We start from the raw sequence: 21,632 nt of genomic DNA on the forward strand, positions 1-21,632 counted from the left end.
ACTTTTAGTAATTCACCTGGGATGGACCATCGCCAGTGGCGCGATCGTTTTTATCCGGCACCGTGGATTGCGTTTGCGTCTCTACCGGTTTGGTCGGCGGCGGTGCGTTTTTATCTGCAGGCGGGAAATAGAGCGGACCTTTCAGACCGCAGCCCGTCAGGCTGAAGAGAGTAAGTAATACAGTGAGTGCCTTAAACACGTTTTTCATTATGGATTGCCTGTAAAGTTCATCGCTTTCTGCTTTCTATCATCGCAGGAGAAGGCGTAAAAGCAAGCGTTTAGCGACTCTTTATGAAGTCTGAAAAGTGAGGAAATGCTGCGAGTATAACGCTTACTCGTGGGGATTTATGTTTTGCTGGTAGTTTCGTGATCGGCACCTCGCGCCAGGATGGCTTTATGCACTATCGCAATGTGGTTTGTTTGTTGGCTTGTTCGTTGTTCTTATCGTCGGCATGGGGATGCCGGCTTGATGAGCCGGAACATAATATTTACCAGAAACAGGGAAAAGGCGTGGTGTACCTACGCCCTTATGAAAAGACCAATATTTCGCTACCGCAGATTAACTACAAGCGTCTGCGTCTGTTACCCAATTTGTTAATTGACCCAACAAAACTGGAGGATTGGGAAACGGTGCCCCCGGCTACCGATCTCACGACAGACGTTGTCTACAGCGGCGCAAACGCAACTTTTCCCCATTACTCTTACTATAGCGATGGTCGCGCTATTCTCTACGCTGGCGAGATTGTGCAAAACCCTCCAGGCACACCGCCAGTCGATATCTCGTCATTTCAGGCATGGGGTGATTTTGCCGCAGATAAGTACAGCCTCTATTACGAAGGCAAACGCACCGATAGCAACCAGCAACTAAACCGCCAAACGTTGCGTCAGGTAGAATTTAACCCGCAATGGGAACCAGACTGGCTAGGTTTGATTCTCCGTGACAAGCATTATCTTTACGCAAATGGTCAGCGCCTTGATGATCCCGACACCTTTACGGTACTGGCACAAAAGTCATGGGATCAGCGAGGAAAGTTTTCTACCGCGTTTAATCCCTGTGTGGCTACCCCATTTGGCCCCTGGGATACCCTGGCTCGTACACGGACCAAAATCCTGATCAACGGCGAACAACTGGATGCCGACCCGGACACCTTTTCCGTCGTGCGCTGGATGCCCGGCTCACTCTTGACCTGGCGTGATAAAAACGGGCTGCAGCGTAAAGTCCTCGACAAGGAAAATCTGGCGTGGGATGAGGATTTAACAAAGCACTGTCTGGATTTTTCTCTGCTGGAAAAGAAAGTGTTCTGGCGTAAAGGGCCTGCTTGTAAACAGGAAGAGTTACCCGGACTCGATCCTGAACAGTTCCACCCCATCAGTGATGCTGTCGCCCAGTATCAGGACTCGCTTTATACCATCATCGAAACAGAGTCTGGTGACCGCAAGCTGGAGATCGTAAAACTCGATGATCCCAATCTTATTATCAACAAACGTTTCAACGCCGGGAAACACCACGGCTATTTACTTACGCGTGCCGAAGGGTGGCCATACCATTCCGGTTTACACGTGTTTGAATCTGACGGACCGCTGATCTTACTGGATAACCGCTCTCCGGATGAACGCGAAGCCCATCTTAATGACCATCCCTTTATGCGCAGATGGTATGCCCGCGATAACCGCTACGTTTACAGCTTTGATGGCGCGCAGCTCTGGCGATACCGCACCGCGGATCCGAAACAAGTTCGCTTAATCTGGAAGGAACAACATTCGGGATATGGCTATGGCGTAAATTACAAAACGGGATATCTGGACGGAAAAATTACCGATGACGGCGAATTTATTCCTGCCCCGCGCAATGAGGCGACAAAATGAAGGGTCAAATAATCACAGTTGCACTCATCCTGTTGGGGCACACATTTCTGACACCTCCTGTACAGGCCATAGGGTTCGACTATTACAACGATCACGGTGTCATGTCTTACGGTAAAGGTAATTGGGTGGATAAGAAAATCATTGCCCAATTTCCGAAGATGAACAGGACCGATTTGCGCCTTGTGACAAATATATCCGGGGAGCGGGAGTTGGTGGAAGGCTATATACCTTCCGATGAAATAAGCATAGAAAATGAGGAATATCACTGGGTGACAGACGGCCGCGTTATTCTCTGGCGTGGCAAAATCGTTAGCAATCCACCGGGAACACCCACTGTCGATATTGCCAGCTTTCAGGCTATGGGCCGCTTCGCGGTCGATAAATATAGCCTCTATTTTGACGGACAGCGTACCGAAAGTAATAGCGGCGCGTCACGTGTTGATCTGGCGACACTAAAAGCTATCGAAGGTAACTCTACCACGCTGGTGGATAGTAAAAATCTCTACTTGTCCGGTAGACGTCAGGGGAGCAGCAGTGATGTTACTGTATTAGAAAAAAGATGGTGGGGTATTAATCCACGTCTTATGAGTGTAAACAGAAATTTGTATTCCAATGATCTGCTTATCCGCAGTGGGCAGAATATTTATTTAAATGGCGTTCGCCTTGCGGCGGATGCAGATTCATTTGAAATAATTCGCTGGATACCTCATTCACTGCTGGTTTTTTGCGACAATAAGGGTCTGCATCGTTATCCCTTTGGTCAATTATCTGGCAAAGCGATACCCGTAGATGATGACGTCTCTTTTGAAGTAGGGGAAAGTCGCGTTCGCTGGCGTAAACAGCTCACGCCCGACCGTCAGTGGAGCAAGTGGATAGACCTACCGGGTATTGAACCTGAACAATTTCATCTGATTACTGGCAATATTGCGCAGTATAAAGATCGGCTGTATGTAACAAAATTATCGGCATTTGGTGAAGACCAGCTTGAGATAATCCCGCTGGATACGCCAGACCTGGTCATTGAACGCTCATTTAATAGCGGTAAACAGCATGCTTATTTTATCCGCCCATTACGGTCAAAGAGTGTGCAAATTATTCCAGTTAACGGTCCGCTAACTAAAAACGATCGCTTCGCTTATGACGATCGCAATGTTTATACATGGACCGATACAGAGGTAAGGATTACGCCATCCCCCTGCCCGGCTAAAACACGCGTCAGAGAAGAGAATGTGCGTGAAATTCATAACAGAGACATTATTATTCCGGTGACGGATGAATCATGCCGGAACGCAGCCGCAGAGGTGCAAACTTTGAAGCCCTGACCCCATGCCGCTATACTGCCGCCATCACTTAAAAACAGGATACAACAATGAACGACAGTGAATTTCATCGCCTGGCTGACCAACTGTGGCTGACCATTGAAGAGCATCTGGACGACTGGGATGGCGACAGCGATATCGACTGCGAAATCAACGGTGGCGTGCTGACCATTACCTTTGAAAACGGCAGCAAAATCATTATTAATCGTCAGGAACCGCTGCACCAGGTGTGGCTGGCGACCAAACAGGGCGGCTACCATTTTGACCTGAAAGGCGATGAGTGGATTTGCGACCGTAGCGGTGAAACCTTCTGGGATTTGCTGGAGCAGGCGGCAACGCAGCAGGCGGGTGAAACCGTCAGTTTTCGCTAAGATTGCATGCCGGATAAGCCTCGCTTTCCGGCACGCTCATCACGAAAAATACTGCTGTAATAGCGGCGCATCGTGATCCTGGTTGGCAGGCGGCATGTTGCCAATAGATTTGGTGCGGAACGGAATCACCTGTTCGCGACCATCGACCTTCACAATCTGATAGAACTGCGGCAGGTTGAAGTTGATGAAGCTTGAGCCGTAGGTGAAGCGGTCGTGCGATGACGAGTAGAAGCGACTGACGTCACGCACCAGTTCCTCTTTGCTGCCTTCGCAGTGGTGATACACCTCAACCCGGTTGCTTTCGTCGAGAATGTAGATATTAAAGCCATTCTCGTCCTGCGTTTCTTCGAAGAAAAACTGGATGATCCCTTCACTAGCAAAGCCGTCCACCACAGCCGGTAATTTGACGTGATTGGTTTCAACCTGCACTGACAGGCCGTGCAGTTTGTTATGCGAAATAGCGCCATAAAACTCGATGGCGTTCTCCAGTTTCTGTACCGATACATTCAGGCGTTCGAAGAACAAGCCCCAGGTTTGACCGGAAACGCGCAGCGCCTTGAAACGTCCGGTTTCCTGACGGGTGCTGGAAAGACGCAGTTCAATACACTCAGAAACCAGTTGCTGCACGCGAGTACGGATTAAGCCGCGCAGATGCTGGCTGTAGCAGAAGACTTCCACGCTATCTGGCGGTGCGGCGTCCTGATGCATTTTGCCGAGAATGGTTTTCAGGGCTTCAATCATCGACTGCTCACCGTTGAAGTGCAGCGTACGCACTTCGTTCCACGAGTTGCGATACAGCAGGTCCACACTACCTACCAGGCAATTTTGATTCTCGCCAAAGCTGAAGACATCCAGCTTACGGAAATCAAAATGCACCACCTGATTGCGGAAGGCTGCCGTCGGGTCATATTCCAGGTTAACGATAATCGCCAGATGGCGGATCTCACACGGGCTGTAGAGCGCCTTCGGTGTCGGTGCAGGTAAGCGCAGCGGGAAATGGTGCGACACGTCGGCGACCATCTCCTGCAACTTCGGCAAGTCGACAACGCCGTTGCCTTTAATATACAAACGGGTGCGCGAGGTCAGCAAGCCGTTAAACCATGCCCACGCCACCAGTTTATTCAGGTAACGGTTATATTCCAGCGGCTGATGGCTGATGATCGACTCAATATTTGGCGCGCGGTTATACAGATACCAACCTGAACGGTTAGCACGGCCCGGCGGTACATAAATAAAGGTCAGATTCGGTTCCGAGAGATCAGGTGAAATCTGCGGGTTTACCAGCGTCACTTTACCCGGTAATGCTTCAAACGCGGCGTACAGTTTACGCGTCAGCACACCGATATCCTGCGGGCTGGCGGAGACGCTAAGGTTATTGCGGCGCGCAAAGCGGATCAGATTACGGTAGCTCTGCATCATTGCGTCGAGCAGCTCGTTGTGCGCCTCACGCACCTGATCTATCTTCCAGTTAGCGCGGTTATCGAGCATTGCCAGACGAGCATCGTCCCATTCCCACTCTTTCACCAACTGGCTTAACACTTCACGACGCCAGCCTACGCAGGCGCGTTCACGGCTGAGTTTTTCGCACACTTTTAAATAGAAGCAGCGGCGTACTAAATCCAGACGGGTGAAATCTTCAATCGCCGTCAGGTACTCAGTAACACGCTCCAGCATCATGCAGTACGGATCGAGGCCAAACGACACAATCTCGCCGTCGTGCAAACGCTGTTTGATATCTTTCGCCAGCAGGCGTGGATTCGGATATTCCCAGGAATAGGCTTCCAGCAGCAGTGTCTTCAGCACCGCTTTGTACGGGGAATCGATACTTTTGTAGAGTTGCCAAAGGCTGGCACCAAAGTACTCTTCAGCGGAAAGCGAGCTTAAGCCGCCGAGATCCAGCCATTCATTTGGCGTCAGCACGCCCTGCGCGTAGAGCGTCATTACGTAGTCATCGTAATGCTCTTCTTCGTCGCAAGGCACCATATTCCACAGAATACGCTTACCGGCGAGACGCACGGCGGTACGGTAAAATTCATCAAGTAGCAGTATATGCTGGGTAGAGCCGCAATCTTCGCCCCCCAGACTGCCACTCTCGTTGTGGCGGAAACGGTTTTCATCAATCAGGAAGAAGCTAACTTCCACCCCCAGCGAGGCGGCCCAGCTTTCCAGCAGGCTACATTTACGTTGTAGTAATTGGCGCTCTTCGCTATCGAGCCAGGATTGATGACAGACCCAGATATCCAGGTCAGAGGAACAACTTTGCCCTACGGACGAAGTACTGCCCATCGTGTATACACCAGTAATCGGAAGCTCGCCTTTCGGCGGGTCCTGTACTGACATTCCACGATACAGTTCAAGTTCGTTCAGGTAGTGGCGTTGGGTTTCATCAGGCGTGTAAAGGCAAATGCCTTTGGGAACGTTACCATCCAGGTAACCCGGCATTAGCGGATGGTGATAGTGCAACAATGTCGGCAGCAGACTGTAAACCTGTTGGAATGCAGGCCCCATGGCAGCAAGCGCGCGATCCACGCGCAATTGATTTATGGCATCCAGTCTCTGTTTCAGAGTCTCAATATAGAGGTACAAGACGTATCGCCTGATTTGCTACCCGTCATGTCTGTGATTCCGGCAACATCAACGGAAACACGCGGCATTCGGGATATTTCGTATGTCAAAGGTAACTGTTACCACTTTCCGCGCCTGGTTTTTTTAGTTTCACGACGAAAAAATGGTCTAAAACGTGATCAATTTAACACCTTGCTGATTGACCGTAAAGAAAGATGCGCTACATACAAGTGTAGCACCGTTTATTCTCTGTAAATTCCTTATTACGACGGCTTGAAACGCCTGTCAGGATTCCATTTACGTTTTGCATTAACGTCAACGTTTCACCACAACACTGACATCGCTCCAGCAAGGATGTTAGGATGGACCACGGATGATAATGACGGTAACAAGCATGTTAGACAATGTTTTAAGAATTGCCACACGCCAAAGCCCACTTGCACTCTGGCAGGCACACTATGTCAAAGACAAGTTGATGGCGAGCCATCCGGGATTAGTCGTTGAACTAGTACCGATGGTGACGCGCGGCGATGTAATTCTTGATACGCCGCTGGCGAAAGTAGGCGGAAAAGGCTTATTTGTTAAAGAGCTGGAAGTCGCGCTTCTGGAAAACCGCGCCGATATCGCCGTACATTCGATGAAAGATGTGCCGGTTGAATTCCCGCAAGGTCTGGGGCTGGTCACCATTTGCGAACGCGAGGATCCGCGTGATGCCTTTGTGTCCAATAATTATGACAGTCTGGATGCATTACCGGCTGGCAGTATCGTCGGGACTTCCAGCTTACGTCGCCAGTGCCAACTGGCGGAACGCCGCTCGGACCTGATTATCCGCTCTCTGCGTGGGAACGTTGGAACACGCCTTAGCAAGCTGGATAACGGCGAATACGATGCCATTATTCTTGCCGTGGCTGGACTAAAACGTTTAGGGCTGGAGTCCCGCATTCGCGCTGCGCTGCCCCCTGAAATTTCTCTTCCGGCAGTCGGACAAGGTGCCGTAGGTATTGAATGCCGCCTTGATGATACGCGTACCCGCGAGCTTCTTGCCGCGCTTAATCACCATGAAACCGCGCTACGCGTCACCGCTGAACGTGCGATGAATACCCGTCTGGAAGGGGGGTGTCAGGTGCCGATTGGCAGCTATGCCGAACTTGTCGACGGCAAAATCTGGTTGCGTGCGCTGGTCGGTGCGCCGGACGGTTCGCAGATTATTCGTGGTGAACGCCGCGGTGCGCCGCAGGATGCCGAGCAAATGGGGATTTCACTGGCGGAAGAGCTACTGAACAACGGCGCACGGGAGATTCTCGCTGAAGTATACAACGGAGACGCGCCAGCATGAGTATCCTGGTCACCCGCCCATCTCCAACTGGAGAAGAGTTAGTGAGCCGTCTGCGCACACTGGGGCAGGTGGCCTGGCATTTTCCGCTGATAGAGTTTTCCCCGGGTCGGCAATTGCCACAACTTGCCGACCAGCTATCAGCACTTGGTGAAGGCGATCTATTGTTTGCCCTTTCGCAACACGCCGTTGCTTTTGCCCAATCACAACTGCATCAGCAAGCCCTTAAATGGCCATCACTTGCTGGTTATTTCGCCATCGGCCGCACCACTGCGCTGGCGCTGCATACCGTGAGCGGACACCAGGTTCGTTATCCGCAGGATCGGGAAATCAGTGAAGTCTTGCTACAATTACCGGAATTACAAAGTATTGCGGGCAAACGTGCGCTGATATTACGTGGCAACGGCGGTCGTGAGCTGATTGGAGAAACTCTGACGGCACGCGGTGCTGAAGTCACTTTTTGTGAATGTTATCAACGGTGCGCCATTCATTATGACGGTGCAGAAGAGGCGATGCGTTGGCAATCCCACGAGGTGACGACCGTCGTTGTTACCAGCGGTGAAATGTTGCATCAACTCTGGTCATTGATCCCACAATGGTATCGTGAGCACTGGTTACTACGCTGTCGGCTTTTGGTCGTCAGTGAGCGTTTGGCGAAACTCGCCCGGGAACTGGGCTGGAATGACATTAAGGTCGCCGATAACGCTGACAACGATGCGCTATTACGGGCATTACAATAACTCTCATAACAGGAAGCCATAATGACGGAACAAGAAAAAACCTCCGCCGTGGTTGAAGATACCAGGGAGGCCGTGGACACCACGCCACAACCTGTCGTTGCAGAAAAGAAGAGTAAGAACAGTACCGCTCTGATTCTCAGTGCGGTGGCTATCGCCATTGCTCTGGCAGCAGGCGTCGGTTTGTATGGCTGGGGTAAACAACAGGCCGTCAGTCAGACTGCCACCAGCGATGCCCTGGCGAGCCAACTCACAGCACTGCAAAAAGCCCAGGAAACCCAAAAAGCGGAGCTGGAAGGCATTATTAAGCAACAGGCTGTACAGTTAGAGCAGGCGAATCGACAGCAAGAAACGCTGGCAAAACAGCTGGATGAAGTCCAACAAAAGGTCGCTACCATCTCTGGTAGCGATGCCAAAACCTGGCTTCTGGCACAGGCGGACTTTCTGGTAAAACTTGCCGGACGTAAACTCTGGAGCGATCAGGACGTTACCACCACAGCAGCGTTACTGAAAAGCGCTGATGCCAGCCTGGCAGATATGAATGACCCCAGCCTTATTGCTGTTCGTCGGGCAATTACCGATGATATCGCCAGCCTTTCTGCGGTATCGCAGGTGGATTATGACGGTATTATCCTCAAGTTGAATCAGCTCTCTAATCAAGTGGATAACCTGCGTCTGGCCGACAATGATAGCGACGGTTCGCCAATGGATTCCGATGGTGAAGAGCTTTCCAGCTCCATCAGCGAATGGCGCATCAATCTGCAAAAAAGCTGGCAGAATTTTATGGACAACTTCATTACGATTCGCCGTCGTGATGATACTGCCGTACCGCTGTTAGCGCCGAATCAGGATATCTATCTGCGCGAAAATATTCGTTCCCGTCTGCTGGTCGCCGCACAAGCTGTGCCGCGTCATCAGGAAGAGACGTACCGCCAGGCGCTGGAGAACGTCTCCACCTGGGTTCGTGCTTATTACGATACTGAAGATGCCACCACCAAAGCGTTTCTCGACGAGGTGGACCAGTTAAGCCAGCAAAATATCTCGATGGATCTCCCGGAAACACTGCAAAGCCAGGCGATGCTGGAAAAACTGATGCAGACTCGCGTGCGTAACCTGCTGGCGCAACCGGCAGCAGGGGCAACGGAAGCTAAACCTGCACCTGCACCTGCACCTGCACCTGCACCTGCACCTGCACCTGCACCGCAAGCTGATGCCCCGGCAGCCGCGCCGCAAGGAGAATAACCATGCTAAAAGTGTTATTGCTCTTTGTGTTGCTGATTGCGGGGATCGTGGTCGGCCCGATGATTGCCGGTCATCAGGGTTACGTACTGATCCAGACCGACAACTACAATATCGAAACCAGCGTGACTGGCCTGGCGATCATTTTGATTCTGGCGATGGTCGTGCTGTTTGCCATTGAGTGGCTACTGCGGCGGATCTTCCGCACCGGCGCGCACACCCGGGGTTGGTTTATCGGACGTAAGCGTCGCCGCGCACGTAAGCAGACAGAACAAGCGCTGCTAAAACTGGCGGAAGGCGATTATCAGCAAGTTGAAAAGCTGATGTCAAAAAATGCCGATCACGCTGAACAGCCGGTGGTGAACTACCTGCTGGCTGCCGAAGCCGCACAGCAACGCGGGGATGAAGTGCGCGCCAATCAGCATCTGGAACGCGCAGCAGAACTGGCGGGTAACGACACCATTCCGGTGGAAATCGCCCGCGTTCGCCTGCAACTGGCGCGTAATGAAAATCATGCGGCACGCCACGGCGTGGATAAGTTACTCGAAGTCACACCACGCCATCCGGAAGTGCTGCGTCTGGCGGAACAGGCTTATATCCGTACCGGCGCGTGGAGTTCACTGCTGGACATAATCCCGTCAATGGCGAAAGCCACGTTGGTGACGAAGAACATCGCGCAATGCTCGAACAACAGGCATGGATTGGCCTGATGAATCAGGCACGGGCCGATGACGGCAGCGAAGGTCTGCGTAACTGGTGGAAAAACCAAAGCCGGAAAACGCGTCATCAAGTGGCGTTGCAGGTGGCAATGGCGGAACATCTTATTGAGTGTGACGATCATGATACTGCCCAGCAAATTATCATCGACGGCCTGAAACGCCAGTATGACGATCGTCTGCTGCTGCCGATTCCACGACTGAAAACCAACAATCCGGAACAGCTTGAAAAAGTGCTACGCCAGCAAATCAAAAACGTCGGCGATCGCCCGCTGTTGTGGAGCACATTGGGCCAGTCACTGATGAAGCACGGCGAATGGCAGGAAGCATCCCTCGCCTTCCGCGCGGCACTGAAACAACGCCCGGACGCCTACGATTACGCATGGCTTGCCGACGCGCTGGACAGACTGCACAAACCGGAAGAAGCCGCATCGATGCGCCGCGACGGTTTGATGTTGACGTTGCAGAACAACCCGCCGCAGTAATTTATATCGCCTCGTTCAGAGGCGATATTTTTTTACAAGGATGTCAAAAATGCGCATGCCTTCCCGCTACCTTTTCCGCTTGCCATCGCCTGAAAGTAATCCTGTTCGGGTAAGGTTGTTACTCTGCTTTTTGATATGTGCTGCTCTGGCTGGCGTAGGCTGGCTGACTATTTCCTTCGTGCGTACGGGCAACACCTTCATCTTCTGGTTATCACTTTTTATTGTGTCTCTGATAGCCGCCGCGAAGCAGGATAAAATCAAGCTCCTCGAGAAACGCCGAATCATGGCCGATAAACGTCAGGGGCTTTCCATTTGTCAGTTTGCACGCCAGTTTAACCCTCGTACCGTAGATACATGGATCATTCGGGCTGTGTGGAATACCTTGCAAGAAAACGGCTATATCGGCTACCCACTGCCACTTAAAGCCGACGATAAACTGGACGAAGATCTGGATTTGGTAAACGATGCCGTTGAGTTAGAAGAGCTGGTCGAAGATATCGCCGTTCGCTGCGGACGCGATTTAACCGGAATAGAGAATAATCAGTTTCTTCCCATCGTCACGGTAGGCTCTCTTGTAAGGGTGCTAAATGCACAACCAATGACGCAAGAGCGACGTAGCCTGTTGTTTATTCAGCCATAAAAAAAACGCCTGCTCTTATTACGGAGCAGGCGTTAAAACAGGTCTGTATGACAACAAGTGGGTGCTTCACTCAACGTTGTGTCCATGGTGTCTGATGAGGCATAAGCGACATCTGTCAGTGGACGATAAGCACCGTAAACGGCTCTGCGTCATTCCTAAGTTTATGAGGCACTAAGGCGAACATAAGAGATGGAATGAGCATCTACCCAATTATTATGCCACACAGGCCCGGGAAATAACATCCTTTAATACTTGTTATGAGACAATTCTGCAATCCAGGTTTCTTTCGTTCGCAATAATTACCTGAGAAAATATCATCCAGAACCTTACTCTCTTTAATTATTAATACTGTGAATTGTTAAAAATATTCAATAACAAATATATATATTAATTACACTTCTAATCAAAAACAGCATCAATAATCAACACGATACAATAAACCTGCGTTACATATCCCCCGCCCGAAGGGTAGGATTGAAAACGCTCTCCTGATCTTTCGATTCATCCTCATAGCAAATAAATAATATATTTTCATCATAATTATTTATGACCCCATTTTATCAGGGAGAGGGATCTCAATTATCAATGCTTAATTACGTCATCCATTTAATGACATGAAACCGGAGCATTTTGCATGGAAATTTCGTTTTCACCCAAACTACTGGTGGTCGCAGTCGCCACCGCTATTCCTTTGCTGGCCAGTGCTGCAGATACCCCGTCAACCGCTACCGCGCGCGAAGGCTATGCCGGGTATGATCACCCTAACCAGTACCTGGTTAAACCTGCACGATAACATGATGCCTGTGATGCAGCATCCGGCACAGAATAAAGAAACTCAGCAGAAGCTGGCGGAATTAGAGAAAAAGACCAGTAAGAAACCGAACGTGGTTGTTTTCTCACTGGATGACGTGGGCTGGATGGATGTCGGCTTTAATGGCGGTGGCGTAGCGGTAGGAAACCCAACGCCAGATATTGACGCCGTTGCCAGCCAGGGGCTGATTTTAACCTCTGCGTATTCTCAACCGAGTTCTTCCCCTACCCGCGCCACCATTCTCACCGGACAATACTCCATCCACCACGGCATTCTAATGCCGCCGATGTTCGGGCAACCGGGCGGACTGCAAGGGTTAACCACCCTGCCGCAATTGCTGCACGACCAAGGTTACGTCACCCAGGCTATCGGGAAATGGCATATGGGGGAAAATAAAGAGTCGCAGCCGCAGAACGTCGGCTTTGATGATTTCCGTGGCTTCAACTCAGTGTCCGATATGTATACCGAATGGCGCGATGTTCACGTCAACCCGGAAGTCGCCCTGAGCCCGGACCGTTCTGAATACATCAAGCAATTACCATTTAGCAAAGATGATGTTCATGCGGTGCGCGGCGGCGAACAACAGGCCATTGCCGACATTACGCCGAAATATATGGAAGATCTGGATCAGCGCTGGATGGAATATGGCGTTAAGTTCCTCGACAAGATGGCGAAGAGCGATAAGCCTTTCTTCTTATATTACGGTACGCGCGGCTGCCACTTCGATAACTACCCGAACGCCAAATATGCGGGAAGTTCTCCGGCCCGTACCTCTTATGGTGATTGCATGGTAGAGATGAACGATGTGTTCGCTAATCTGTATAAAGCACTGGAGAAAAACGGTCAGCTGGATAATACGCTTATTGTCTTCACCTCCGATAACGGTCCGGAAGCCGAAGTGCCTCCGCACGGCCGCACACCGTTCCGTGGTGCGAAAGGTTCAACCTGGGAAGGCGGCGTTCGCGTTCCGACTTTCGTGTACTGGAAAGGCATGATCCAACCGCGTAAATCTGACGGTATTGTTGATCTGGCAGATCTCTTCCCAACAGCACTGGATCTGGCGGGGCATCCTGGGGCGAAAGTTGCGAATTTAGTGCCGAAAACCACCTTTATCGATGGTGTAGACCAGACATCTTTCTTCCTGGGAACAAACGGCCAGTCTAACCGTAAGGCCGAGCACTACTTCCTCAACGGCAAACTCTCTGCTGTACGTATGGATGAGTTCAAATACCATGTGCTGATTCAGCAGCCATACGCTTATACCCAGAGCGGGTATCAGGGTGGATTCACCGGCACAGTAATGCAAACGGCCGGATCGTCGGTGTTTAACCTCTACACCGATCCGCAGGAAAGCGACTCCATCGGCGTGCGCCATATTCCGATGGGTGTACCACTGCAAACCGAAATGCACGCGTATATGGAGATCCTGAAGAAATATCCTCCACGCGCGCAGATTAAATCTGATTAAGCCGGTGCTATCGCTACATCGGGCCACACTGACCTTGCCGGATGCGGCGTGAACGCCTTATCCGGCCTACAAGCCTTGCAAATTCAATAAATTGCAGCATTCTGTAGGCCGGATAAGATGCGTCAGAATCGCATCCGGCAATCAACCGCAGGCGGCCGCCGATTTCTACTTACTCACCACCAGCAAATGTGCCTGCATAATGTCGCTGGCCGGGCGACCGTGCGCTAACAAATCAGCCATTGCTTTAAGATATGGCGGTAGATGGCGGAAATAACGCTGATACCCGGCACACAAATAATTCAGCCCTGGCTTGCCGCTGGCATCGAGCATGAAGCGGTGTTTCGGGCAGCCTCCCCAACATGCTTTTAACACGTTACAACTGCGACACTGCGCCGGTAACTGCTTAAATTTATCTTCACCAAACACCTGCTGTTGCGGGGAATCGATCATTTCTGCAATTGTTTGCTGAAGCATATTCCCCAGCCGATATTGCGGATAAACATAGTGATCGCAGGCGTAAACGTCGCCGTTGTGCTCAACAATCACCGAGCGCCCACACGTTGGCTGATGATGGCAAACCGCACCCGGCGCACCAACAAAATTGGCAAACGCCCATTCGATATTCATCACGAAAATCTTGCCGACGTCGCGTTTGATCCAGTGGTCGAATATCGCCACCAGAAACTCACCAAACTCATCGGGGCGCACCGACCATTCCGTCAGTTCCCCCTGAATATCGCCGGGAGCATGTAGTTTCAGTCCATCGCGGGCAGCTATTTCATCAGCCAGACGCTCCACTACCGGAATAAACTGGATGAACTCCACGCCCGCATCACGCAGAAAATCATAGACCTGCAAAGGTTGTAACGCGCTGGTGCGGTTAACGCAGACCAGCACGTTATAGTCGACATGATGCTTTTGCAGCAGCGTCAGGACACGCATCACCAGCTTATGCGTGGGTCTGCCGCCTTTAGTCACGCGATATTGATTGTGGATCTCAGCCGGACCATCCAGCGATAACCCAACAAGAAAATGATTTTCTGCCAAAAACGCGCACCATTCGTCATCGAGCAGCACGCCGTTAGTCTGGAAGCTGTTACTTATCTTCCTGCCAGCACCGTATTTCGCCTGTAGCGTCACGGCACGGCGGTAAAACTCCAGCCCGAGTAACGTTGGTTCGCCGCCCTGCCAGGTAAAAGCCACTTCGTTTTGTGGTTCGCTGGCGGCAATATAGTGACGGATATACGCTTCCAGCGTGTCCTCGTCCATATGCGTGACTGGCTTTTCGCGATAAAGGGATTGTTTTTCGAGATAAAAACAGTAGTCACAGTTCAGATTACAATCGGAACCGCTCGGTTTCGCCATCACGTGAAAAGCACGCGTTGGAACCTGTTGCAGCATGGTCGCTCCTTGCCTGAAGTCATCCTTCAATACGTTAAGGGCGAAATCATACCGTGGGGCAATGAGTTATTACGGGCGTTTATTGCGAAGGGAGAGTGACGAAATGCACAGAAAACAAAAAACCCCGCCGAAGCGGGGTTCAAAATTGGTCGGCGAGAGAGGATTCGAACCTCCGACCCACTGGTCCCAAACCAGTTGCGCTACCAAGCTGCGCTACTCGCCGAAATACTGCTTTTTGAATTTTTAGTTCAATTCTTTAAAGTCGTGGTGCGAGGGGGGGGACTTGAACCCCCACGTCCGTAAGAACACTAACACCTGAAGCTAGCGCGTCTACCAATTCCGCCACCTTCGCATTGTCACAACTTCTAATAATGGGGTGGCTAATGGGATTCGAACCCACGACAACTGGAATCACAATCCAGGGCTCTACCAACTGAGCTATAGCCACCACTACAAATCTTGTTACGCGGTATTACTACCACCGCAGCTCAAGCGCCGGGACTAAATGGCGCGCCCGACAGGATTCGAACCTGAGACCTCTGCCTCCGGAGGGCAGCGCTCTATCCAGCTGAGCTACGGGCGCTTAGCGCCGTTGCGGGGGTGGATAATACGGACTTCCCACCCCTCTGTCTAGTCCCTTTTTAAATAAAATGCGCGTTTGGTTACGGTTTGTGCGCTTTGCTGATTATTTCTCCAGTTTATGCGCTTTACCGTGGCGATTAAGGCCAAAAACTTTATAAATCGCCGTCACCGCCAGCATGAAGATGATGCCGACAAACAGCGACATACGGGTATCTTCATTAAAGTACATACCGATCAAAACGCAAATCAGGAATGCCATTGTTACGTAGTTAGCCCACGGGAACAGGATTGAGCGGAACGGATGGCTGGCAATCGCCGCTTTGTGTGCACGACGAAAACGCAGCTGACTTATCAAAATCACAAACCACGGCACCATGCCCGGAAGCACGCTGGCGCTGTAGACGTAGACAAACACGCGCTGTGGGTTAGGGATGATATAGTTCAGGCATGAGCCAATTAGCAGGATAGCAATAGATACCGCCACTCCTGCAACCGGCACACCGTGACGGGAAACTTTCGCCATCACCGCCGGTAACTGACGGTTTTTCGCCAGCGCGTAGAGCATACGTCCGCAACTGTACATGCCGCTGTTACAGCCAGAGAGCGCAGCCGTCAGCACCACAAAGTTGATAATGCCCGCCGCTGCGGTAATACCGATTTTGGCAAAAGTCAGTACGAACGGGCTGCCGTTGCTGCCAATTTCATTCCACGGGAAGATGGTGACGATAACGAAAATCGCGCCAACGTAGAAAATCAGGATTCGCCACAGCACCTTACCTACGGCACTGCGCAGCGTCACCTGCGGATTCTTCGCTTCACCGGCGGTGATGCCAATCAGCTCCACGCCCTGGTAAGATGCCACCACAATACACAATGCGGTCAGGAACCCTTTCCAGCCACCCGCAAAGAAACCACCATGCTCTGTGAGATTGCTAAAACCAATCGACTGCCCGCCATTGCCAAAGCCAAAGAAAATCACGCCCAGGCCAATGACAATCATCACGATAATCGTGGTGACTTTGATCATCGCGAACCAGAATTCGATTTCACCGTACAACCGCACCGCTGCCAGATTCGCCAGTGCCACCAGCGCCACCGCGATCAATGCGGGTATCCACTGCGCCATCTCCGGGAACCAGAACTGGACATAAACGCCAATGGCGGTGATTTCTGAGATCCCCACAGCCATCCACATAAACCAGTAAGACCAGGCAGTGAGATAGCCAAAGAACGGGCTCATGTAACGATGCGCATAAACGGCGAACGAACCGGTAACCGGTTCGAGGAACAACATTTCGCCCATTGAACGCATGATGAAAAAGACGAACAGCCCGGCGATGATATAGGCCAACAATACGGATGGCCCGGCCCATTTCAGGGTACTGGCGGCCCCCATAAACAGGCCGACGCCAATGGTGCCCCCCAGGGCGATGAGTTCGATATGTCGAGCTTCCAGCCCACGCTGTAGCTCTGGTTTGTTATCTGCCATAAATCCTCGTGTTGTGTTTGCATGCTTTCCGGTGTTACCGGTTATCGTTATGGGTACATCGAGTGTTGCGAATGTTTTCGTAATTCAGGAGAAATGGCAAATAAAGCATTAAAAATTTGAATGCTTTGTGTAATAAAAAGACAGGCAGGCGACGAAGTGACCACTCCGTCGCTTTACAGAGAGAGGAAAATCAGAGATCGCCGGTGTAATGCCAGCGTAAATAACGCAGCAAACGAAGCTGGCGCTTAATGCGACTCGGCTGCGAAAGCAGTCTATAAAGCCACTCCAGTCCCAGCGTTTGCCAGATTTTCGGCGCGCGTTTTACGTGACCGGTGAAAACATCATAAGTCCCGCCAACGCCCATATACAGCGCATCTGGATGCACCAGGCGGCAGTCGCGCATGAAGATCTCCTGCTTTGGTGACCCCATTGCGACAGTGACGATTTGCGCACCACTGGCGTGAATACGCTCAAACAGCGCCTGACGCTGCTCAGGCTTGAAATAACCGTCCTGGCTGCCAACGATATTCACATTCCACTGGTCGCGCAGTTTAGCTTCGGTCTGCGCCAGCACATCAGGTTTACCGCCCACAAGAAATACCGGCGTCCCTTCCTTGCCAGCGCGCGCCATTACTTCTTCCCAGAGATCGGCACCGGCAACGCGGGAAACCTGTGCCTGCGGGTACTTTTTACGCACCGACCGCACAACGCTAATGCCATCGGCATATTTAAATTCGGCAGCGTTAATTAACTCCCTGACCTCGGCGTTATCTTCAATGGTCAGCATTTTTTCGGCATTAATGGCAACCAGCGTTCCCTGCTTAAGCTGCCCGTCAGCGAACAGATAATCGAGGGCATGCTGCATATCACGCCAACCGATCAACTGTAAGCCACGCAGCGTATAGGTCGGTGCCGTGGTGTTGTTATTCATTGTTATCCTTCAACCTGCGTCCGGAGCGATGATTTTATTCGTTTATGAACGAGTCCGGCGCTATCAAAAAGCCAGTACAGCAGTTTTGCAATCATCAGGCTTGCGCCGAAGACCACGATAAAAAAGACGACACGCGAGACAAACGAATCCAACCCTTCGCGCGCCAGCACGATCATATTGAAGATCGCCCCGAAGCAGAAACTGTGGAGAATCGCAGCCTTATAGCGATTAGTTTCGCGGTTGCCCAGCTCATACAACCAGTCGAACCACTTGATGATCAGACCAACCACAATCGCCCCAAGCGGGATGAACAACGCACCGCCCATAACAACCAGTGAGCCTATAAGCGTAGGCGAGATCGCCAGTCCGGAGTGGTTATTCAGCACTTCCCAGGTAAAGTAGTTGGCGGAGTTCAGCACCATACTCGGACGCCCCGGCCACAGCCAGGAAGGGATAAAGACATAGAAATCGCGGACAATTGGAGCCAGGCCCTGGAAGTCAATGTTGTCGTAGTTCTGCAACAGCAGCGCCAGATTCTCCCACGGCGAGAAGGTGTCGCGGGTGAGATAGAGAAACGTATAGAACGCCTCATCGCCGCTGACGCTCATTCCATAGCGTTTTAGCGCCAGCCAGAACATGCCAACAATCCCCAGCACGCCCGCCGCCGCCAGCATCCACAACGAAATCCAGCCGCGAATAATGCCGATAAACAGGAAGATAGCAAACGCGATAATGATATTGGCGCGAGTGCCGCCGACAATCATGTAAGTCAGCAAACCGAAGGCAACCGTGCTGACGAGGAAAAACAACCACGCTTTGCTGTCCTGGCGCAGAAAGTAGACCACTAACATTGCCGGGATGAAAAAGTAAAAGAAACGCTTTAACGCCACGCCGGAGACTTCGCTGGAGAAGATCTGGCTGTAGGAGTTAAGCCGGAACAGCAAAAAACCGTTATGCATGAAAAAGATGCCAACGCTCACCAGCGCGATGCCCATCAGAATCACCCACGTGAGATTGGTTTCTACGCGGTTCATGGTAAACACTGGACGGCGCGGTGCATCGGCAACGCGTTTGCGTAAACGTGTTTTGTAAGTGACGTAGTAAACTGCGTAAAATCCCCCCGCAGAAAGTAACGCCTGCAACAAGATCTCTGGCGGCACCACGGCAACATCAAAGCGAAACACCAGCAAGCTGGTCAGCGGGAAGCCGAAGAAAAAGGTCAGCAAAAACAGCAATGAAAAGAAGACATTGAAGTTAAAGCGCACGCGGCGAAACTCAAACCATGTCAGCGTGGCGATAAACAGCGTGCAGAGCAGCCAGACAACAAAAAGACCGCTGAATTGCAGCAGGCTCATGCGACCTCCCCGGTGGCAATAGCCAGCGCCCGCTGCCAGCCTTGCAGATAGTTCGGACTAAAGAAGGCAATGTTGTTTTTATCCACCGACGCCAACTGGCGCTGCGCTTCACGCACAATATCTTCATTGAGATCGTCAGTGGTAAACAGCACCGGCAAATGCTGTTCTGTCATATCCTGCCAGAACGGATTTTCCCGGTTAAGCACACAAGGAATGCCCGCCTGAATCAGCAAGCACAGCGTACCAATGCCCTGCTGGCGGGCAAAAATAAAGTAGCCGAGATCGCACTGGCGAAGTAGCGCCAGATAGGCGTCAAATTCCAGTTTTTCGCTCAGAACTTGCAGATTTTCTTCGCTGAATAACTCGAGCCCCGCCTGACGAACCTCGTCGATATACGCTTCGTTATTAGGCGGATAGCCCATCGGTACAACCACTTTTACCGTATCGCCAAACTGCTGATGAACAGCACGCAAAGCGGCGATATGCTTATTGCTGCGATCGCCGGAGTTCCCTACCAAAATGGTCATTTTCCCTTCACGTTGCCGATCGTTCGCCATTGTATTGAGAGAAGGGTCCATCCGGGTTGGGAAGTAAATCAGTTCGCCCCGCACCTTTGGATGCGTTTTGGCAAAAAAGCTCAAGTCTCCCCGAGTGGCAAACACACAGCCCACACGCTTTTGTGCCAGTCGGCGCAGAGGATAAAAGAGTTTATATCTCAAGCCACTGGAAAGCTCATACAGATCTGCCCCCCAGATATGCCAGTAAAACTGGCTGGGCTTGATTCCGCCACTAAGCAGCGCCAGCCACAGCTTTGGATTGAACTGACCGTGGAAGAAAAACCGCTGCTGACGGTTAGCTTTTGCTTTCGCGATGACCGCTTCCGCCAGCGATTTTTTCCCAGGGAAAAATTGCACAGAAAGCGCCGGACAGCTATCACTTAAGCCGTCGTCCTTGCCAGCAACCATAAACTCGCGCGCGTGCTCGCTCGTCGCGGCCAGCGCGTCATTGAAAAACCGCAGAACGGTTTGGTTATGGTGAGGGATATCCGATCCCAGTACGTGAATCAGTACAGTCATGCCCGCCTACGCCAGAGTAAAAACACGCCACAACAAAGAGAAAAATAGACGATATAAGTTGCCATGTAGGCCTGCGCCGCACCCAGGGCACCATGCGCGGGGATCAACCAGTGGGCAAATACCATCAATAAAGTGAACTGGCTGACTTCCGCCAGAATATAAAACCGCAGCGACGCTTTGGCGATCACCAGATAACCAAAGACATAGGCGCCCACTTTCAACACATCGCCGACCAACTGCCAGGCAAAGAGATCCCGCATGGCGGTAAATTTATTCGACAACAGTAGCCAGATGGCAAAATCACGCAGTAGCCAGACGGTGAAACTCGCTGCTGCCACGGCCGGTAAAACAAATTTCAGCGACTTCACCACTTCCCGGGTGATATCGCGTTTTTCCGTTAGCCGCGACAACGTGGGCAGTAAATATACACTGAACGATGCGGTAATAAATTGCAGGTAGGCGTCGGAAATACTGCTCACCCCTTGCCAGATCCCCACTTCATCCCAGCTATACTGCGCCGCCAGCAGTTTACGCATCATGATGTACGCAACGGGCAAGGTCACCGACGTAATCAACGCCATGAGCGTAAATTTGCTCAACTGCCCTGCCAGACCGTTATCCCAGCTGGGTTTTAGATAGCTTAACGGGACAGCGCCACGCTTAATTAACATGACAGCGGCAGGCATTACCACCAGCGCGGGAATCAGCGCCAGACCAAGCAACGCGCCTTCATAACCGCCAAAACGGTAACTGACATAATAAGCGATAACGCCAATCAGGCTGCCGACAATCAGCGATAACGCATTACCCGCGGCATCGCGAAAGCCTTTCATTAGCGCCAGCAACAGGTTGCCCCAGGCGATCCCCATTTGCACCAGCGCCACTAAACGCACCAGCCTCTGATAGTCGGTATTACCAAACAATCCCTGGCTGATTGGCGCAGCCGCCAGCACAAAGACCAGCGCCATCAGCGTGGAGAAGCCAAGCACCATCGCTGATGAAGTGCCGACCACACGGCGCAGCTGCTGCGGATTATCATGGTACTGGGCAACGTATTTGGTTACACCATTAAAGATACCCGCCCCGGCAAGCACGCCGAGCACGGTAATCAACTGGCGGAAATTTGCCGCCAGCCCTAGTCCTGCCGGACCAAATGACACCGCCAGTAATTTACCAACCAGTAACCCAGCGCCAATCTTGACCAGTGTACTGGCCGCCGTCCACAAGGACGCTTTTGCCAGTGACATA

The 21,632-nt window shown here is 51.6% G+C and carries 15 protein-coding genes, 4 tRNA genes and 2 pseudogenes; 9 read left to right on the forward strand and 12 right to left on the reverse strand.

Translation table 11 applies throughout. The features are described 5' to 3' along the window. Positions 1-4 precede the first annotated feature (4 nt). Positions 5-208, reverse strand: a complete 204-nt coding sequence (gene lptM, locus AACU94_RS20100; RefSeq protein WP_000799889.1) for an LPS translocon maturation chaperone LptM — start codon at positions 206-208, stop codon at positions 5-7. Between the two features lie 188 nt (positions 209-396). Here lptM and AACU94_RS20105 point away from each other — a divergent pair, with 188 nt between their 5' ends. Genes AACU94_RS20105 through cyaY form a run of 3 tightly spaced genes read left to right on the forward strand, consistent with a single transcriptional unit; the run spans position 397 to position 3,556 of the window. After that, complete coding sequence (locus AACU94_RS20105) at positions 397-1,866, forward strand: DKNYY family protein (RefSeq protein ID WP_135488516.1); 1,470 nt, start codon at positions 397-399, stop codon at positions 1,864-1,866. After that, entirely contained in the window at positions 1,863-3,188 is a 1,326-nt protein-coding gene (locus tag AACU94_RS20110; RefSeq protein ID WP_135488517.1) for a DKNYY family protein, read from the forward strand. The genes AACU94_RS20105 and AACU94_RS20110 overlap by 4 nt, the downstream gene beginning before the upstream one ends. A 47-nt stretch (positions 3,189-3,235) precedes the next feature. Continuing rightward, positions 3,236-3,556, forward strand: coding sequence for an iron donor protein CyaY (gene cyaY / locus AACU94_RS20115; RefSeq protein ID WP_000999936.1), 321 nt, complete (start codon positions 3,236-3,238; stop codon positions 3,554-3,556). 39 nt (positions 3,557-3,595) lie between these two features. On the opposite strand, the gene cyaA is transcribed toward cyaY, so the two are convergent. Then, positions 3,596-6,142 (reverse strand): class I adenylate cyclase, encoded by a 2,547-nt coding sequence (gene cyaA, locus AACU94_RS20120; RefSeq protein WP_135403520.1) that lies wholly within the window; start codon positions 6,140-6,142, stop codon positions 3,596-3,598. Between the two features lie 373 nt (positions 6,143-6,515). Between cyaA and hemC the strand changes: the two genes are divergently transcribed. The 6 genes and pseudogenes from hemC (at position 6,516) to aslA (ending at position 13,550) form a co-directional block, all read left to right on the forward strand. Beyond that, entirely contained in the window at positions 6,516-7,457 is a 942-nt protein-coding gene (gene hemC / locus AACU94_RS20125) for a hydroxymethylbilane synthase (RefSeq protein WP_135488518.1), read from the forward strand. Then, positions 7,454-8,194: a uroporphyrinogen-III synthase gene (gene hemD, locus AACU94_RS20130; protein WP_135488519.1), complete on the forward strand. Its 741-nt coding sequence runs from the start codon at positions 7,454-7,456 to the stop codon at positions 8,192-8,194. The genes hemC and hemD overlap by 4 nt, the downstream gene beginning before the upstream one ends. A 21-nt stretch (positions 8,195-8,215) precedes the next feature. After that, the gene (gene hemX / locus AACU94_RS20135; RefSeq protein ID WP_135488520.1) at positions 8,216-9,433 is read left to right on the forward strand and encodes a uroporphyrinogen-III C-methyltransferase; all 1,218 of its coding nucleotides are present in this window, start codon (positions 8,216-8,218) and stop codon (positions 9,431-9,433) included. Positions 9,434-9,435: 2 nt separating this feature from the next. Next, positions 9,436-10,631: pseudogene (hemY, locus tag AACU94_RS20140) on the forward strand (protoheme IX biogenesis protein HemY). Between the two features lie 49 nt (positions 10,632-10,680). Next, positions 10,681-11,271: a hypothetical protein gene (locus tag AACU94_RS20145; RefSeq protein WP_135488521.1), complete on the forward strand. Its 591-nt coding sequence runs from the start codon at positions 10,681-10,683 to the stop codon at positions 11,269-11,271. Between the two features lie 634 nt (positions 11,272-11,905). Beyond that, positions 11,906-13,550, forward strand: a pseudogene (aslA, locus tag AACU94_RS20150) (arylsulfatase AslA). 165 nt (positions 13,551-13,715) lie between these two features. Here the strand turns inward: aslA and AACU94_RS20155 are convergent. From AACU94_RS20155 to wzxE, 10 genes are all read right to left on the reverse strand, one after another. Continuing rightward, a complete protein-coding gene (locus AACU94_RS20155; protein WP_135488522.1) occupies positions 13,716-14,951 on the reverse strand; it encodes an anaerobic sulfatase maturase in 1,236 nt (411 codons plus the stop codon). A 146-nt stretch (positions 14,952-15,097) separates the two neighbouring features. Next, positions 15,098-15,174 (reverse strand) — tRNA-Pro (locus AACU94_RS20160). Between the two features lie 42 nt (positions 15,175-15,216). Beyond that, a tRNA-Leu gene (locus AACU94_RS20165) sits at positions 15,217-15,303 on the reverse strand. Positions 15,304-15,323: 20 nt separating this feature from the next. After that, positions 15,324-15,399 (reverse strand) — tRNA-His (locus tag AACU94_RS20170). 58 nt (positions 15,400-15,457) lie between these two features. Next, a tRNA-Arg gene (locus AACU94_RS20175) sits at positions 15,458-15,534 on the reverse strand. Positions 15,535-15,636: 102 nt separating this feature from the next. Then, the gene (gene thrP / locus AACU94_RS20180; RefSeq protein ID WP_130223395.1) at positions 15,637-17,022 is read right to left on the reverse strand and encodes a bifunctional threonine/serine APC transporter ThrP; all 1,386 of its coding nucleotides are present in this window, start codon (positions 17,020-17,022) and stop codon (positions 15,637-15,639) included. Between the two features lie 190 nt (positions 17,023-17,212). After that, a complete protein-coding gene (gene wecG, locus AACU94_RS20185; protein ID WP_130223397.1) occupies positions 17,213-17,953 on the reverse strand; it encodes a lipopolysaccharide N-acetylmannosaminouronosyltransferase in 741 nt (246 codons plus the stop codon). 2 nt (positions 17,954-17,955) lie between these two features. After that, positions 17,956-19,308: an ECA oligosaccharide polymerase gene (gene wzyE, locus AACU94_RS20190; protein WP_130219536.1), complete on the reverse strand. Its 1,353-nt coding sequence runs from the start codon at positions 19,306-19,308 to the stop codon at positions 17,956-17,958. Beyond that, a complete protein-coding gene (gene rffT, locus AACU94_RS20195; RefSeq protein WP_130223399.1) occupies positions 19,305-20,384 on the reverse strand; it encodes a TDP-N-acetylfucosamine:lipid II N-acetylfucosaminyltransferase in 1,080 nt (359 codons plus the stop codon). The genes wzyE and rffT overlap by 4 nt, the downstream gene beginning before the upstream one ends. Next, positions 20,381-21,631: a lipid III flippase WzxE gene (gene wzxE / locus AACU94_RS20200; RefSeq protein WP_130223401.1), complete on the reverse strand. Its 1,251-nt coding sequence runs from the start codon at positions 21,629-21,631 to the stop codon at positions 20,381-20,383. The genes rffT and wzxE overlap by 4 nt, the downstream gene beginning before the upstream one ends. Between the last annotated feature and the right edge of the window lies 1 nt (position 21,632).

Origin of the sequence: Escherichia sp. E4702 (assembly GCF_963883545.1) — a bacterium.
GTDB lineage: Bacteria > Pseudomonadota > Gammaproteobacteria > Enterobacterales > Enterobacteriaceae > Escherichia.